Origin of the sequence: Bacillus sp. SG20033 (genome assembly GCF_044570195.1) — a bacterium.
GTDB lineage: Bacteria > Bacillota > Bacilli > Bacillales > Bacillaceae > Bacillus > Bacillus subtilis.
The window spans coordinates 4,208,664-4,223,070 of the sequence record NZ_CP172606.1 but is presented as its reverse complement, the minus strand read 5'-3'; the positions used below and the strand labels follow the sequence as shown (position 1 = coordinate 4,223,070).

12 protein-coding genes, 4 tRNA genes and 2 pseudogenes are annotated in these 14,407 nt (G+C 43.6%); 17 read left to right on the top strand and 1 reads right to left on the bottom strand.

The window, feature by feature from the left end:
- Window positions 1–85: 85 nt before the first annotated feature.
- The 14 genes and pseudogenes from ACFVP7_RS22175 to ACFVP7_RS22110 form a co-directional block, all read left to right on the top strand.
- Window positions 86–505 carry a VOC family protein gene (locus tag ACFVP7_RS22175; protein ID WP_396582887.1) on the top strand — a complete coding sequence of 140 codons (420 nt, stop codon included), beginning with the start codon at window positions 86–88 and terminating at the stop codon, window positions 503–505.
- Window positions 506–710: 205 nt separating this feature from the next.
- Window positions 711–2,003 carry an adenylosuccinate synthase gene (gene purA / locus ACFVP7_RS22170; protein ID WP_003226929.1) on the top strand — a complete coding sequence of 431 codons (1,293 nt, stop codon included), beginning with the start codon at window positions 711–713 and terminating at the stop codon, window positions 2,001–2,003.
- Window positions 2,004–2,227: 224 nt separating this feature from the next.
- A tRNA-Lys gene (locus ACFVP7_RS22165) sits at window positions 2,228–2,303 on the top strand.
- Window positions 2,304–2,312: 9 nt separating this feature from the next.
- A tRNA-Glu gene (locus ACFVP7_RS22160) sits at window positions 2,313–2,384 on the top strand.
- An 81-nt stretch (window positions 2,385–2,465) separates the two neighbouring features.
- Window positions 2,466–2,542 (top strand) — tRNA-Asp (locus ACFVP7_RS22155).
- Between the two features lie 35 nt (window positions 2,543–2,577).
- A tRNA-Phe gene (locus tag ACFVP7_RS22150) sits at window positions 2,578–2,650 on the top strand.
- A 383-nt stretch (window positions 2,651–3,033) separates the two neighbouring features.
- Complete coding sequence (gene walR, locus ACFVP7_RS22145) at window positions 3,034–3,741, top strand: cell wall metabolism DNA-binding response regulator WalR (RefSeq protein WP_003244363.1); 708 nt, start codon at window positions 3,034–3,036, stop codon at window positions 3,739–3,741.
- A gap of 7 nt (window positions 3,742–3,748) precedes the next feature.
- Window positions 3,749–5,584, top strand: a complete 1,836-nt coding sequence (walK, locus tag ACFVP7_RS22140; RefSeq protein ID WP_009968432.1) for a cell wall metabolism sensor histidine kinase WalK — start codon at window positions 3,749–3,751, stop codon at window positions 5,582–5,584.
- Window positions 5,574–6,941, top strand: coding sequence for a WalRK two-component regulatory system regulator WalH (gene walH, locus ACFVP7_RS22135; RefSeq protein ID WP_032722849.1), 1,368 nt, complete (start codon window positions 5,574–5,576; stop codon window positions 6,939–6,941). The genes walK and walH overlap by 11 nt, the downstream gene beginning before the upstream one ends.
- On the top strand, window positions 6,928–7,770 hold the full coding sequence (walI, locus tag ACFVP7_RS22130) for a WalRK two-component regulatory system regulator WalI (protein ID WP_003244037.1): 843 nt from the start codon (window positions 6,928–6,930) through the stop codon (window positions 7,768–7,770). Before walH ends, walI begins: the two co-directional genes overlap by 14 nt.
- Window positions 7,771–7,791: 21 nt before the next feature.
- Window positions 7,792–8,586: an MBL fold metallo-hydrolase gene (locus tag ACFVP7_RS22125; protein WP_021481078.1), complete on the top strand. Its 795-nt coding sequence runs from the start codon at window positions 7,792–7,794 to the stop codon at window positions 8,584–8,586.
- Window positions 8,587–8,667: 81 nt separating this feature from the next.
- Window positions 8,668–9,870 carry a serine protease HtrC gene (htrC, locus tag ACFVP7_RS22120; protein ID WP_021481077.1) on the top strand — a complete coding sequence of 401 codons (1,203 nt, stop codon included), beginning with the start codon at window positions 8,668–8,670 and terminating at the stop codon, window positions 9,868–9,870.
- Between the two features lie 19 nt (window positions 9,871–9,889).
- Window positions 9,890–10,016 (top strand): annotated as a pseudogene (locus tag ACFVP7_RS22115) (hypothetical protein).
- 27 nt (window positions 10,017–10,043) lie between these two features.
- Window positions 10,044–10,196: pseudogene (locus tag ACFVP7_RS22110) on the top strand (ATP-binding protein); the annotation flags it as partial.
- On the opposite strand, the gene rocR reads toward ACFVP7_RS22110, so the two are convergent.
- Window positions 10,178–11,563, bottom strand: coding sequence for an arginine utilization regulatory protein RocR (gene rocR, locus ACFVP7_RS22105; protein WP_003244510.1), 1,386 nt, complete (start codon window positions 11,561–11,563; stop codon window positions 10,178–10,180). The pseudogene ACFVP7_RS22110 and the gene rocR sit on opposite strands and share 19 nt — an antisense overlap.
- Window positions 11,564–11,792: 229 nt before the next feature.
- Here rocR and ACFVP7_RS22100 point away from each other — a divergent pair, with 229 nt between their 5' ends.
- The 3 genes from ACFVP7_RS22100 (at window position 11,793) to rocD (ending at window position 14,190) form a co-directional block, all read left to right on the top strand.
- Window positions 11,793–12,077, top strand: a complete 285-nt coding sequence (locus ACFVP7_RS22100) for an autorepressor SdpR family transcription factor (RefSeq protein ID WP_015715052.1) — start codon at window positions 11,793–11,795, stop codon at window positions 12,075–12,077.
- Window positions 12,077–12,709 (top strand): SdpI family protein, encoded by a 633-nt coding sequence (locus ACFVP7_RS22095; protein ID WP_085185985.1) that lies wholly within the window; start codon window positions 12,077–12,079, stop codon window positions 12,707–12,709. The genes ACFVP7_RS22100 and ACFVP7_RS22095 overlap by 1 nt, the downstream gene beginning before the upstream one ends.
- Window positions 12,710–12,984: 275 nt before the next feature.
- Window positions 12,985–14,190, top strand: a complete 1,206-nt coding sequence (rocD, locus tag ACFVP7_RS22090; protein WP_024571526.1) for an ornithine aminotransferase — start codon at window positions 12,985–12,987, stop codon at window positions 14,188–14,190.
- Window positions 14,191–14,407 lie beyond the last annotated feature (217 nt).

Below are 14,407 nucleotides of genomic sequence, written 5' to 3'. Positions count from 1 at the left end.
AAAGATGGAAGAAATACCGTTCGCTCAGCGGATGAGAAATTGAAAGCGTTTTAATAAAATGGTGCAAAAAGGAGATGGTAACAATATGGGAAAACGTTTTTCGTCTTTTCAAGCAGCACAAATCCGAATTGCGCGTCCTACGGGCCAGCTGGATGAGATTATTCGTTTTTACGAAGAGGGACTGTGTTTGAAACGAATAGGAGAATTTTCAAAGCATAACGGGTATGACGGTGTCATGTTCGGCCTTCCTCATGCCGATTATCATTTGGAATTCACCCAGTATGAAGGGGGAAGCACTGCTCCCGTTCCCCATCCCGACAGCCTTCTTGTTTTTTATGTGCCGAATGCAGATGAACTGGCAGCGATCACTTCAAAGCTAAAGCACATGGGCTATCAAGAGGTCGAATCAGAGAACCCGTACTGGAGCAATGGGGGCGTGACGATAGAGGACCCGGACGGCTGGCGGATCATTTTTATGAATTCAAAAGGGATATCAGGCAAGTGATTCTTTCTTATGCTAAAGGATGAAAGTTTCGCAAGCTTTTTATGACAAAACAGTGAGAAAACGCTTATAAAACGAATGGAAGCGAACGAATATAGATTTTGAATAATTTAATGTTCGGATTTACAATTGACTTTCTGTTTCTTCACTGATAAACTTGATTTGTTTGAATAGAATCGTTTTGAAAGGTTAACGGAGGTGCACGGACATGTCTTCAGTAGTTGTAGTAGGTACGCAATGGGGCGATGAAGGAAAAGGTAAAATTACAGATTTCCTATCAGAAAATGCAGAAGTGATCGCCCGTTATCAAGGCGGAAATAACGCAGGGCATACAATCAAGTTTGACGGAATCACATATAAGCTTCACTTAATCCCGTCTGGAATTTTCTATAAGGATAAAACGTGTGTAATCGGAAACGGAATGGTTGTAGATCCGAAAGCATTAGTCACAGAGCTTGCGTATCTTCATGAGCGCAACGTGAGTACAGATAACCTGAGAATCAGCAACAGAGCTCACGTCATTCTGCCGTATCATTTGAAATTGGATGAAGTGGAAGAAGAGCGTAAAGGGGCTAACAAGATCGGCACAACGAAAAAAGGAATCGGCCCTGCTTACATGGATAAAGCAGCCCGCATCGGAATTCGCATCGCGGATCTGTTAGACCGTGACGCGTTTGCGGAAAAGCTTGAGCGCAATCTTGAAGAAAAAAACCGTCTTCTTGAGAAAATGTACGAGACAGAAGGGTTTAAACTTGAGGATATTTTAGACGAATATTATGAGTACGGCCAGCAGATTAAAAAATATGTTTGCGATACATCTGTTGTCTTAAATGATGCTCTTGATGAAGGGCGCCGTGTATTATTTGAAGGCGCACAAGGGGTTATGCTCGATATCGACCAAGGAACATACCCGTTTGTTACGTCATCTAACCCGGTTGCCGGCGGTGTCACGATCGGTTCTGGTGTCGGCCCGACCAAAATCAAGCACGTTGTCGGTGTATCAAAAGCATATACGACTCGTGTCGGCGACGGTCCTTTCCCGACTGAGCTGAAAGATGAAATCGGCGATCAAATCCGTGAAGTCGGACGCGAATATGGAACAACAACAGGCCGCCCGCGCCGTGTCGGCTGGTTTGACAGCGTTGTTGTCCGCCACGCCCGCCGTGTGAGCGGAATTACAGATCTTTCTCTGAACTCAATTGACGTCCTAACAGGAATTGAAACGTTGAAAATCTGTGTGGCGTACCGCTACAAAGGCGAAATCATTGAAGAATTCCCAGCAAGTCTTAAGGCACTTGCTGAATGTGAGCCGGTATATGAAGAAATGCCAGGCTGGACTGAGGATATTACAGGTGCGAAGAGCTTGAGCGAGCTTCCGGAAAATGCGCGCCATTATCTTGAGCGTGTGTCTCAGCTGACAGGCATTCCGCTTTCTATTTTCTCTGTCGGTCCAGACCGCTCACAAACAAATGTCCTTCGCAGTGTGTACCGTGCGAACTAAATAGAATATGTCTGCAAGCCCCTATGTAAGGGGCTTGTTTTTTGTTTGAAAGCCGCATATAAGTTGGTCTGAGAAAAAAATATGAAAAAAAACCAAAAAAGTTATTGCCACTTCTATTTGTTCGTGATATTATAAATCTCGTTGTTACGGAAACTGCTTCAATAGAGTACAAGATGAGAACTAGATCTAAGTCGTTTGCTCTATAGAAATTCCGACATCTTTAAGAGCCATTAGCTCAGTTGGTAGAGCATCTGACTTTTAATCAGAGGGTCGAAGGTTCGAGTCCTTCATGGCTCACCATTTCGTGAAGGCCCGTTGGTCAAGCGGTTAAGACACCGCCCTTTCACGGCGGTAACACGGGTTCGAATCCCGTACGGGTCATTGATTTACTTTAGCGTTATTGCTAAATTCCTTATTTGTCTGTGAGAGCTGACACGACAGCTCTCCGGGCAATTACTGTAAGGTCCGGTAGTTCAGTTGGTTAGAATGCCTGCCTGTCACGCAGGAGGTCGCGGGTTCGAGTCCCGTCCGGACCGCCATTTTACTTTACTTAGTAGAGAAAAATAAAACATTTGGCTCGGTAGCTCAGTTGGTAGAGCAACGGACTGAAAATCCGTGTGTCGGCGGTTCGATTCCGTCCCGAGCCACTTACCAAACGCATCTGCAATCGTAGGTGCGTTTTTTCTTTTAGGAAAAAGGCAAACATGAGGAGTGTTATAATAGAAGAAAAAGGGAGAACCGGCCCTGCGGCCGGTTCAAAGAAGAAGACGTCATTGATAAAGACGCACTCCGGTGAGGGGAGGTTTCAATAAAGTTATCTTTTTTAAAAAAAGTTGACCAGCATGACAATAGATAAACAACTGGCGATAAAGGTGAAACATGTGTTTTTTTTCTAAACCTTTATTTTTTTTATCTTTTGACCTTAAACCGTTATAATAGACAAGGACCCATTCTTTACATGGGCCATAAGTGATGAAACGAATGTTATATAGATGAAATGAAGTCATTCGGCAGGAGGAAAATCAAAATGATGGATAAAAAGATCCTTGTAGTAGATGATGAAAAACCGATTGCAGATATATTGGAATTTAACTTAAGAAAAGAAGGCTATGAAGTGCACTGTGCCCACGACGGAAACGAAGCCGTTGAAATGGTAGAAGAGCTTCAGCCTGATTTAATTCTTTTAGATATTATGCTCCCGAATAAAGACGGCGTTGAAGTATGTCGCGAAGTCAGAAAGAAATACGATATGCCAATCATTATGCTGACGGCTAAGGATTCAGAAATTGACAAGGTTATCGGGCTTGAAATCGGTGCTGATGACTATGTCACAAAACCATTCAGCACACGCGAGCTCTTGGCGCGTGTAAAAGCGAACCTGCGCCGCCAACTGACAACAGCGCCTGCGGAGGAAGAGCCTTCCTCTAACGAGATTCATATCGGCTCTCTCGTCATCTTCCCTGACGCGTACGTTGTATCAAAACGAGACGAAACAATCGAATTGACTCATCGTGAGTTCGAATTGCTTCATTATTTAGCAAAACATATCGGACAAGTGATGACCCGTGAACATTTGCTTCAAACCGTTTGGGGCTATGATTACTTCGGCGATGTCAGAACGGTTGACGTAACAGTCCGCCGGCTTCGTGAAAAAATCGAGGACAACCCGAGCCATCCAAATTGGATCGTCACACGCCGCGGTGTAGGTTATTACTTGAGAAACCCAGAACAGGACTAATGCCCATATGAATAAGGTTGGTTTTTTTCGGTCGATCCAATTTAAGATTACCTTGATTTATGTGCTTTTGATTATCATTGCCATGCAAATCATTGGTGTGTATTTTGTCAATCAGGTAGAGAAGTCGCTGATCAGCTCTTATGAACAATCGCTGAATCAGCGAATCGACAACCTTTCTTATTATATCGAACAAGAATATAAGAGCGATAACGACAGCACCGTCATAAAGGATGACGTCAGCCGTATCTTGAATGACTTTACGAAAAGTGATGAGGTTCGGGAAATTAGTTTTGTAGATAAAAGCTATGAAGTGGTCGGTTCTTCAAAGCCGTATGGTGAGGAAGTGGCAGGGAAACAAACGACCGATCTGATTTTCAAAAGAATTTTTTCTACCAAACAGTCGTATTTAAGAAAATATTATGACCCGAAAAGCAAAATCAGAGTTCTTATTTCCGCGAAGCCCGTCATGACTGAAAATCAAGAGGTTGTGGGCGCGATCTACGTTGTCGCGAGTATGGAAGATGTCTTTAATCAAATGAAGACGATCAACACGATACTGGCGTCCGGCACAGGTTTGGCACTTGTTTTGACGGCTCTTCTCGGTATTTTTCTGGCAAGAACCATTACCCACCCGCTTTCAGATATGCGAAAGCAGGCGATGGAGCTTGCGAAAGGGAATTTCTCGAGGAAGGTTAAAAAGTACGGGCATGATGAAATTGGGCAGCTGGCCACAACGTTTAACCACTTAACGAGAGAGCTTGAAGATGCCCAGGCGATGACTGAAGGAGAACGCAGAAAGCTAGCCTCTGTCATTGCCTATATGACAGACGGCGTAATCGCCACAAACCGAAACGGAGCGATTATTCTCTTAAACAGCCCGGCGCTGGAGCTGTTGAACGTTTCACGTGAAACAGCCTTAGAAATGCCGATTACGAGTTTGCTGGGGCTTCAAGAGAATTATACTTTTGAAGATTTAGTGGAGCAGCAGGATTCTATGCTGCTTGAAATTGAGCGCGATGATGAATTAACGGTGCTTCGCGTGAATTTCTCTGTGATTCAAAGGGAACACGGCAAAATTGATGGTTTAATCGCTGTCATTTACGATGTAACCGAACAAGAGAAAATGGATCAGGAACGCAGAGAATTCGTTGCGAATGTATCACATGAGCTGCGGACGCCGCTTACGACAATGCGCAGCTATTTAGAAGCGTTAGCCGAAGGCGCGTGGGAAAATAAAGACATTGCTCCGCGCTTCTTAATGGTGACGCAAAATGAAACAGAGCGTATGATCCGGCTTGTCAATGATCTGCTTCAGCTGTCGAAATTTGACAGCAAGGATTATCAATTTAACCGGGAATGGATTCAGATTGTCCGGTTTATGTCGCTTATTATTGACCGTTTTGAAATGACAAAAGAGCAGCATGTGGAGTTTATCCGCAATCTGCCGGACAGAGATCTGTACGTCGAGATTGACCAGGATAAAATAACGCAGGTGCTCGATAATATTATTTCTAACGCTTTAAAATATTCACCGGAAGGCGGACATGTCACGTTCTCGATTGATGTCAATGAAGAGGAAGAACTTCTCTATATCAGCGTGAAGGATGAAGGGATCGGCATTCCGAAAAAAGATGTCGAAAAAGTCTTTGACCGCTTCTACAGGGTGGATAAAGCGAGAACGAGAAAGCTTGGCGGCACCGGTCTGGGATTGGCGATTGCCAAGGAAATGGTACAGGCGCACGGCGGAGATATTTGGGCGGACAGCATAGAAGGAAAAGGCACGACGATTACATTTACTCTTCCATATAAAGAGGAACAAGAGGATGATTGGGATGAAGCGTGAAAATATAAAAACGATATTACTTACGGTACTCGTCGTCATCAGTCTTGTTTTTACATGGGGGATATGGACGTTCCAGCCAAACTTTTCTGAAGGCTCATCCTCAACAGAGTCTACTGTTCGTGTGAAACATAAAATCGAAAAAACCACCCAAAAGCTGTCTGAAACGGTAAGGCCGAGGGACATGTTTATCCATGATGACGGCGCTCATTACAAAGTGGATGACAATGCCCTCTATGAAGAAATTTGGTCTGACTTGCCGCATTGGGATGTGAAAGGAATTAAAGATATTTCGGATCAGTATGACAAGGCTGGATTCAAAAGCTGGTTTTATGGAATAGGCGGTTCTGAAGCCAAGCTTGACTTGCAATTCAGCGATACGATTCCGATTGATATTTTCCAAACGCTGTTTAAATGGTCTAATCAGTCGTTTGAATACAGTTCGTTTGACCATATTCTGATCCCGTTCAATGAAACAAAAGCGAACAAGAAAATCTATTTGGTGTCATACAGCAAGCAGCTTATCCTTGAAGTGACGGTTGAATCAGCAAACTACCGGAACATTATGAACGACTTGAAAAACAGGCAATCAAATATGCCGGCGTTCAGTTTGTTCTCCATTGGCTCAAAGAAAGAGTTCTTGCTGCCGAACAAACCGCTTACGATGGACAAAAAAGAATTTGTCACAGAATCGATTAAAACAAATACCTTTAAGCAGGCTTTGTTTAGTGATCCGAGCATTGTAAGAGAAGATTCGAATTACAACAACAGAAATGTGCTGACAGATGGGATCAGCCGTTTAGATGTGAATCTAAGCCAGCGACAGGTGCAATTCCAGCAGCGCAATTTGGTGCAGAGCACATCCTATCAAACAGGTGAATTAATCAAAAAGAGCCAAAAATACCTTGAGGATACCGGAAGCTGGACGGATCACTATCAATTTTTCAATATTAATGACAGCCAGCAGCTGAGCTTCTATATCTTTATGGATCAGATCCCGGTCATTAACAGCACCGCCAAACCTTTCGGGGCGACATCGGCGATTACGGTGCAATGGGCGAATGATGATATTCTCAGCTATAAGCGGCCGAATTACAGTCTCGGAACGAATCCGATTAAAACAAGTGAAACAGAGCTCATGAGCGGCAGCGAAGTGAGGATGCTGCTTTCGAAACAAACCGCTTATGATACGGACAAAATTGATCAGATCTTCCTTGCTTATCAATTGGTATCAACATCAACCAACGATGATCCTCTCGTTGAACTGGAACCGGTTTGGGCGATGAAAGTAAATGGAAAAATTGTGCCGATTACAAAGGATTTATTGAGGAAGGAGGGGGCTAACAGTGGAGTGGAATAAGACAAAATCAATCTTCATCGTTGCCTTCCTCATTTTAGATATTTTCTTAGGCTATCAGTTTTTTCAAAAATGGCAGGCTACCGGCAAAGAATATGAAGTCATTAAAAATGATGTCGAGCATGACATGAAGGCCGATCATATCACGTATGAAGGCTTGAATAAGGAAGCGACAGAAGGCTATCGGATCACGGCAAATCAAAAGTCTTTCTCCAAGGAGGAAATTGAGGCGCTGAAGGATCAAAAGCCTTTGATGGACATGCCTAGTGATGATCATAAAGTAACGAGCCTGAAAATGAAGTTTGCAAATCCAATCGCACTATCAAAGAAGGATATCGAGGACGATGCTCAGGCACTTGTTTCTTCGAAAATTCAAGATGGCGAAAAATATAAGCTTTGGAAGGTTGATAAATCGAAGAAAGAAATTATTTTCTTCCAAACGTACGAAGGTCATTATATTTACCAAAAGACCGACAATCCCTCTAATATGATCGGGCAAGTGGTGCTGCACTTAAACGGTAAAAACGAGGTTGTGTCATACGACCAGACTACGCTTGAGACCTTCAAGCAAATCCAGAAAGAAAGCTTAATTACTGAAATGGATGCGGTTGAGCTATTGTACTATCAAAATCAATTAAAAGAATACAGCACTGTGAAGAGCTGTAAATTCGGCTATGTAGCACAATATCCGCTGACAAGTACGCAGGTGCTGGCGCCGGTATGGAGAATTACGGTCGAGTACGAGAAAAAAGTGAACGGTGAGAAAAAGACAGTACAAGAGTATTTTACTGTGAATGCTTTGGAGAGTACGATTTTAGATACAGATCAATGAAAATAATGGAGTGAGACAAACATGAGCTTGCAATTTAGCGTACTTGCGAGCGGGAGTACGGGAAATGCGTTTTACCTCGAAACAGAGGATCACGCATTTTTAGTGGACGCCGGTTTGAGCGGAAAAGCCATGGATGGGCTGATGGCGCAGATCGGGCGTAAGCTGGATGATGTAGACGGCATTTTTGTGACGCATGAGCATAGTGACCATATTAAGGGCCTTGGTGTCGTCGCCAGAAAGTACAAGCTTCCGATCTATGCGAATGAGAAGACTTGGAAAGCGATGGAGAATCAAATCGGCAAAATTGACACCGATCAAAAGTTTGTATTTCCAATGGAGACGGTGAAGTCGTTTGGCGGACTTGATGTTGAATCGTTTGGCGTCTCCCACGATGCGGCGGAACCGATGTTTTATGTGTTCCATTATAACGGCCGAAAGCTCGCATTAATGACAGATACGGGATATGTCAGCGACCGAATGAAAGGCATTATCCGTTCAGCGAATGTGTTTGTGTTTGAAAGCAATCACGATGTCGGTATGCTGCAAATGGGGAGATACCCATGGAGCATTAAGCGGCGGATTTTAAGTGACGTCGGGCACGTGTCAAATGAAGATGCTGCCTTGGCGATGACGGATGTCATTGGCGATGAGACGTCTCGTATTTACCTGGCGCATTTGAGCCAGGACAACAACATGAAGGAGCTGGCAAGAATGTCTGTGCAGCAGACATTGGCTTCTAAAGGATTTGTGACGGGTAAGACATTTGACTTATACGACACCGATCCGAAGAAGGCCACTCCGCTTTGCGCTGTATAATTTTTCTATGTAAATCATGACTATTCTAGGAGCTTCTAACCCACAATATAACCATATTAATGTTCTTGGAAAGGATGGAATATGGTGGATTACGAACGTGAGGAAGAACATACTACTCCTGAACAGCCAAAGAGAAGCAAAAAAGGATATTTTCTTTCGAGTCTGATTGGCGTGATTGTCGGTGCCGTATTAATGGCGTTTATCATGCCGTACCTTTCAAATGAAGGGCTGGATACAGGCGCCTTAGATCAGCAGCAAAACAACAATGGCCGGGAATCAATCAGGACGGTAAATGTCAGTGTCAACAATGCCGTCACCAAGATTGTCAGCAATGTGTCGCCCGCCGTTGTCGGTGTTGTGAACATCCAAAAATCAGATATTTGGGGAGAGAGCGGCGAGGCTGGAAGCGGCTCTGGCGTCATCTATAAGAAAAATGACCATTCCGCTTATGTCGTGACCAACCATCATGTCATCGAAGGCGCTTCCCAAATTGAAATCAGCTTGAAAGACGGCTCACGTGTATCAGCTGATCTTGTCGGCAGCGACCAGCTGATGGACCTTGCCGTTTTACGGGTGAAAAGCGATAAGATTAAAGCAGTCGCTGATTTCGGAAATTCAGATAAAGTGAAGTCTGGGGAGCCGGTTATTGCGATCGGGAACCCGTTAGGCCTTGAGTTTGCAGGCTCTGTCACACAAGGCGTCATCTCGGGTACGGAGAGGGCGATCCCAGTAGATTCAAACGGTGATGGACAGCCTGACTGGAACGCTGAAGTCCTGCAAACAGATGCGGCCATTAACCCTGGGAACAGCGGCGGCGCTTTGTTAAATATGGATGGGAAGGTCATTGGCATCAATTCAATGAAAATTGCCGAGTCAGCGGTTGAAGGGATTGGCCTGTCCATTCCGTCTAAGCTCGTGATCCCTGTGATAGAGGATTTAGAGAGATACGGAAAGGTCAAACGCCCGTTCCTTGGCATTGAGATGAAATCGCTAAGTGACATCGCAAGCTATCATTGGGATGAAACATTAAAGCTTCCTAAGAACGTCACCAATGGAGCGGTTGTGATGGGTGTAGACGCCTTTTCACCTGCCGGAAAAGCGGGGCTGAAGGAACTGGATGTCATCACGGAATTTGACGGATACAAAGTAAATGATATTGTTGACCTGCGAAAACGGCTTTATCAGAAAAAAGTCGGTGACCGGGTGAAGGTGAAGTTTTACCGCGGCGGAAAAGAAAAATCTGTAGACATCAAGCTGTCCTCCGCAGACCAATTAGGCAGTTAATAAAAACAGTCTGGCATCGTTGCCAGGCTGTTTTGATATGCAAAAAAACTGAACGAGGGTTACACCCGTTCAGTTGAAAAGGATATATCGAATATGAAGAAAAATACAAGATGGATGTTACACGTGAAACAGCAAATGACAGTTAGCTGCAAATACCTCCATTTTCAGCATTCTCCCGGAAATATGGAGGTTCGGGATTAGGCCTTGCCATAACGAAATCGATTATCGACAATCACAATGGGACGATTGAAGTGAAAAGTGAAATCGGCAGAGGCACTGTTTTTCTGATCAGGCTTCCTGCTCCGGATTATTCGTTAGACGAGTGAGAAAATTTCTTCAGCCGATATTGGAGGCTTTGTCTGCTGATGCCAAGCTCCTGAGCAGCTTTCGAGATGTTATGGCCGTGTTTTCTTAACACGTTCTCTATCACATATTTTTCGAAGCTTTCCATTTTTTCTTTTAAGTCCGCGGCTGGCTGGTGTCTTGGTGTTTCCGGCTCTGGGATGTCAGCCGGCTTGATTTTCATGCGGTATTGATAGGGCAGATGGGAAGCCGTAATCGTTTGCTCGTCCGTCATGAAATTCATTGCGCCTTCGATCATATGCTCAAGCTCGCGAATATTTCCCGGCCAGTCATAAGAAAGGAAAAATTGCTTCACGTCATCGCTGATGTGTTCAACATTCATTTGGAACAGATGGTTGTTTTTCTGGATGAACTCCGACGCGAGAAGCAAGATGTCTTCTTTTCGTTCCCGAAGCGGCGGGATGATCAGTGTGACGACACTCAGCCTATAATACAAGTCCTTCCGCATTCGTTCGCCTGCAATTGCATCAATTGGGTCTTCATTCATCGTGGCAATAATACGTACGTCAATCGGTGTATCCTTTGTTGAACCGATGCGCCTGATTTTCCGTTCTTGAAGGGCGCGCAGCAGCTTCGCCTGAAGGCTGAGATTCAGCGAGTTGATTTCATCTAACAGCAGCGTCCCGCCGTGGGCTTGTTCAAACAGGCCGGGCTGGTCGACAGCGCCGGTAAACGCGCCTTTTTTCGTCCCAAACAAAATGCTTTCCACAAGGCTGTCTGGCAATGCCGCACAGTTTTGCGAAATAAACGGGCCGCCAGAACGATCGCTTCCATTATGGATACTTTGCGCGAACAGTTCTTTTCCTGTGCCGGTTTCGCCTGCGAGAAGGACAGATGATGACGTACGGGTTGCCCGCTTGGCGTTTTCGATGACGTCTTGAATGGCCGGACTGGTGCCGAGAATACTGTCAAACGTATAGGTTGTGCTGCCTTTTTTGTTCATATTCTCCCTGATCAGCCGTTCAAGCTTTGTCACATCCTTGGCAATTTCAACGGCGCCCCTGATTTTGCCGTCTTGGACGATGGGATATGTATGATTGATCGTCGTAATTTCCTGGCCTTTATTATTGAAATAGCTCTGTTTGACGTTTTTAATCGTCTTTCCTTCCTGAAGAGCCTGTACCAGTGTGCTGTCCTGCTGCTTTGAAAACATAAACACATCCATCAGGTTTTTATTCAAGACGTCATGCTTCTCCATATCTTCAATCTGCATCATTTTATTGTTATATACGATTGTGTTTCCATGCTCGTCTACCACGTGCAGGCCAACATCGATTTCATCTAAAATGCTCTGAAAAACCAATGTGAGGAATTCGCTGTCTTTGACCACTGTATGAACCTCCCTCAATTATTTTCTTAATATTGCTTCTATTTTATAAAAAAATGGAGAGGATATGCAAAAGAATTTTGCACTTAGGATTTGTATTACAGTTAATCCTAATATCGTTTTATCGTAAAGGAAGGAAATACTGGTGTTGTATATTGACTGGAAAAATAAAATGTTTTATTATTTAGGTAAATATCTAAATCCTAATGTTTACCAAAGGGGGGAGAATTATTTGAATAAGGCTTTTAAAGCTCTGGCCGATCCTACAAGGAGAAGGATTTTGGATTTGTTAAAACAACAAGATTTAACAGCCGGGCAAATTGCTGACCAATTTGATATGTCAAAACCTAGTATTTCTCATCACTTAAATATTTTAAAGAACACTGATTTAGTACGAGACCAAAAAAAGGGACAATTTATTATTTATTCTTTAAATACGACTGTACTTCAAGATCTTATTGGCTGGTTTTTTTCCCTTACAGATACAGACCATGACAAGAAGGAAGGTGGAGAATGATGAAAAAATATTTCTTTGCACTAATTATGATAGCCTTAACAATTTTAGCTTGGGTTATAACATATTCACACTTACCTAATGAATTGGCAACACACTGGGGTATAAGTGGTGAAGCAGATGACTTTTCAAAGAAACCTACGGCCATAGCAACGTTGGTAGGTATAATGATAGTACAATATATTCTTATGGTGCTTATTCCTAAAATTGATCCCCGACGAAACTATCCGACCTTTACTCGTGCATACTTATCTATTTTTAATACCATGTTTCTCGTCTTATTTCTCATTAATTTGATTACAATATTGACGGGGCTGGGTATTAAACTTCCTATTCCATATTTAGGTTCATTTATTCTTGGAGCTATATTTATGGTTTTTGGTAATTTTATTCAGCAGGTTAGACCGAATTTTTTCTTGGGAATTAGAACTCCTTGGACATTAAGCAGTGAAAATGTATGGAGGCTTACACATAGATTGAGTTCAAGAATATTTGTTCTAGCCGGAATCATTATTGTTTTAACTGCATTTATTCCTGAGTCTTTTACCGAGCCGATTATTTTTATAGCGGCAATAGGTAGTATACTCTTATCCGTATTCGCATCTTATTTCATATATCAAAAAGAGCTGCACTAAGGATTAAAAGGCGTAATCACCATTCAGATTATGCTTTTTTATTTTAAAACTTTTTTATTCGATTTATGCTGACCTTCTTTGTTCATATATGCTTTTGAATCGCAAAAGAATTTTGCACTCACTGAATTTTTTGCTCGAAATATCAGAATGTTTTTGCACCTTGTCCTCGAAAATTGTAGAAAACACACGAATTCTTGATTTGGCACAGAACTTGCATTTATATAAAGGGAAAGCAGGATAACATGTGGAAACAGAAAACAAGGGGGAATTCAAATATGCCAGCTTTATCTAAATCCAAAGAAATTATTGATCAGACGTCTCATTACGGAGCCAACAATTATCATCCGCTCCCGATTGTTATTTCTGAAGCGCTGGGTTCTTGGGTAAAGGACCCGGAAGGCAATGAATATATGGATATGCTGAGTGCTTATTCTGCGGTAAACCAGGGGCACAGACACCCGAAAATCATTCAGGCATTAAAGGATCAGGCTGATAAAATCACCCTCACGTCACGCGCGTTTCATAACGATCAGCTTGGGCCGTTTTACGAAAAAACAGCTAAACTGACAGGCAAAGAGATGATTCTGCCGATGAATACAGGAGCCGAAGCGGTTGAATCCGCGGTGAAAGCGGCGAGACGCTGGGCGTATGAAGTGAAGGGCGTAGCTGACAATCAAGCGGAAATTATCGCATGTGTCGGGAACTTCCACGGCCGCACGATGCTGGCGGTATCTCTCTCTTCTGAAGAGGAATATAAACGAGGATTCGGCCCGATGCTTCCGGGAATCAAACTCATTCCTTACGGCGATGTGGAAGCGCTTCGACAGGCCATTACGCCGAATACAGCGGCATTCTTGTTTGAACCGATTCAAGGCGAAGCGGGCATTGTAATTCCGCCGGAAGGATTTTTACAGGAAGCGGCGGCGATTTGTAAGGAAGAGAATGTCTTGTTTATTGCGGATGAAATTCAAACGGGTCTCGGACGTACAGGCAAGACGTTTGCCTGTGACTGGGACGGCATTGTTCCGGATATGTATATCTTGGGCAAAGCGCTTGGCGGCGGTGTGTTCCCGATCTCATGCATTGCGGCGGACCGCGAGATCCTAGGCGTGTTTAACCCGGGCTCACACGGCTCAACATTTGGCGGAAACCCGCTTGCATGTGCAGTGTCTATCGCTTCATTAGAAGTGCTGGAGGATGAAAAGCTGGCGGATCGTTCTCTTGAGCTTGGCGAATACTTTAAAAGCGAGCTTGAGAGCATTGACAACCCGGTTATTAAAGAAGTCCGCGGCAGAGGGCTGTTTATCGGTGTGGAATTGACGGAAGCCGCACGTCCGTATTGTGAGCGTTTGAAGGAAGAAGGGCTTTTATGCAAGGAAACGCATGATACAGTCATTCGTTTTGCACCGCCATTAATCATTTCCAAAGAGGATTTGGATTGGGCAATAGAGAAAATTAAGCACGTGCTGCAAAACGCATAAATCTGCACCATGGCGGGATATTCACTTCGTTTGTATAAATTTACAACAGAAAAATCAGCACTCCCTATTTGCTCAGCTACAGTATTTTAGTATAATGTATCTTTATGAGAAGAAGTGAATTTTATATTAAATAGATAGAGACTCTTTGGACAGCAAACTGGGATAGCACCATGCAGATGTTCCAGCTTAGATCCAATACAAGTTGCTGAAGGGGTGC

Excerpts from the sequence above, each read along its gene's own strand:
- walH (WP_032722849.1), top strand. The coding sequence starts at position 5,574 with ATGAAGCGTGAAAATATAAAAACGATATTACTTACGGTACTCGTCGTC.
- purA (WP_003226929.1), top strand. The coding sequence starts at position 711 with ATGTCTTCAGTAGTTGTAGTAGGTACGCAATGGGGCGATGAAGGAAAA.
- rocD (WP_024571526.1), top strand. The coding sequence starts at position 12,985 with ATGCCAGCTTTATCTAAATCCAAAGAAATTATTGATCAGACGTCTCAT.
- ACFVP7_RS22095 (WP_085185985.1), top strand. The coding sequence starts at position 12,077 with ATGAAAAAATATTTCTTTGCACTAATTATGATAGCCTTAACAATTTTA.
- ACFVP7_RS22175 (WP_396582887.1), top strand. The coding sequence starts at position 86 with ATGGGAAAACGTTTTTCGTCTTTTCAAGCAGCACAAATCCGAATTGCG.
- walK (WP_009968432.1), top strand. The coding sequence starts at position 3,749 with ATGAATAAGGTTGGTTTTTTTCGGTCGATCCAATTTAAGATTACCTTG.
- ACFVP7_RS22125 (WP_021481078.1), top strand. The coding sequence starts at position 7,792 with ATGAGCTTGCAATTTAGCGTACTTGCGAGCGGGAGTACGGGAAATGCG.
- walR (WP_003244363.1), top strand. The coding sequence starts at position 3,034 with ATGGATAAAAAGATCCTTGTAGTAGATGATGAAAAACCGATTGCAGAT.
- htrC (WP_021481077.1), top strand. The coding sequence starts at position 8,668 with ATGGTGGATTACGAACGTGAGGAAGAACATACTACTCCTGAACAGCCA.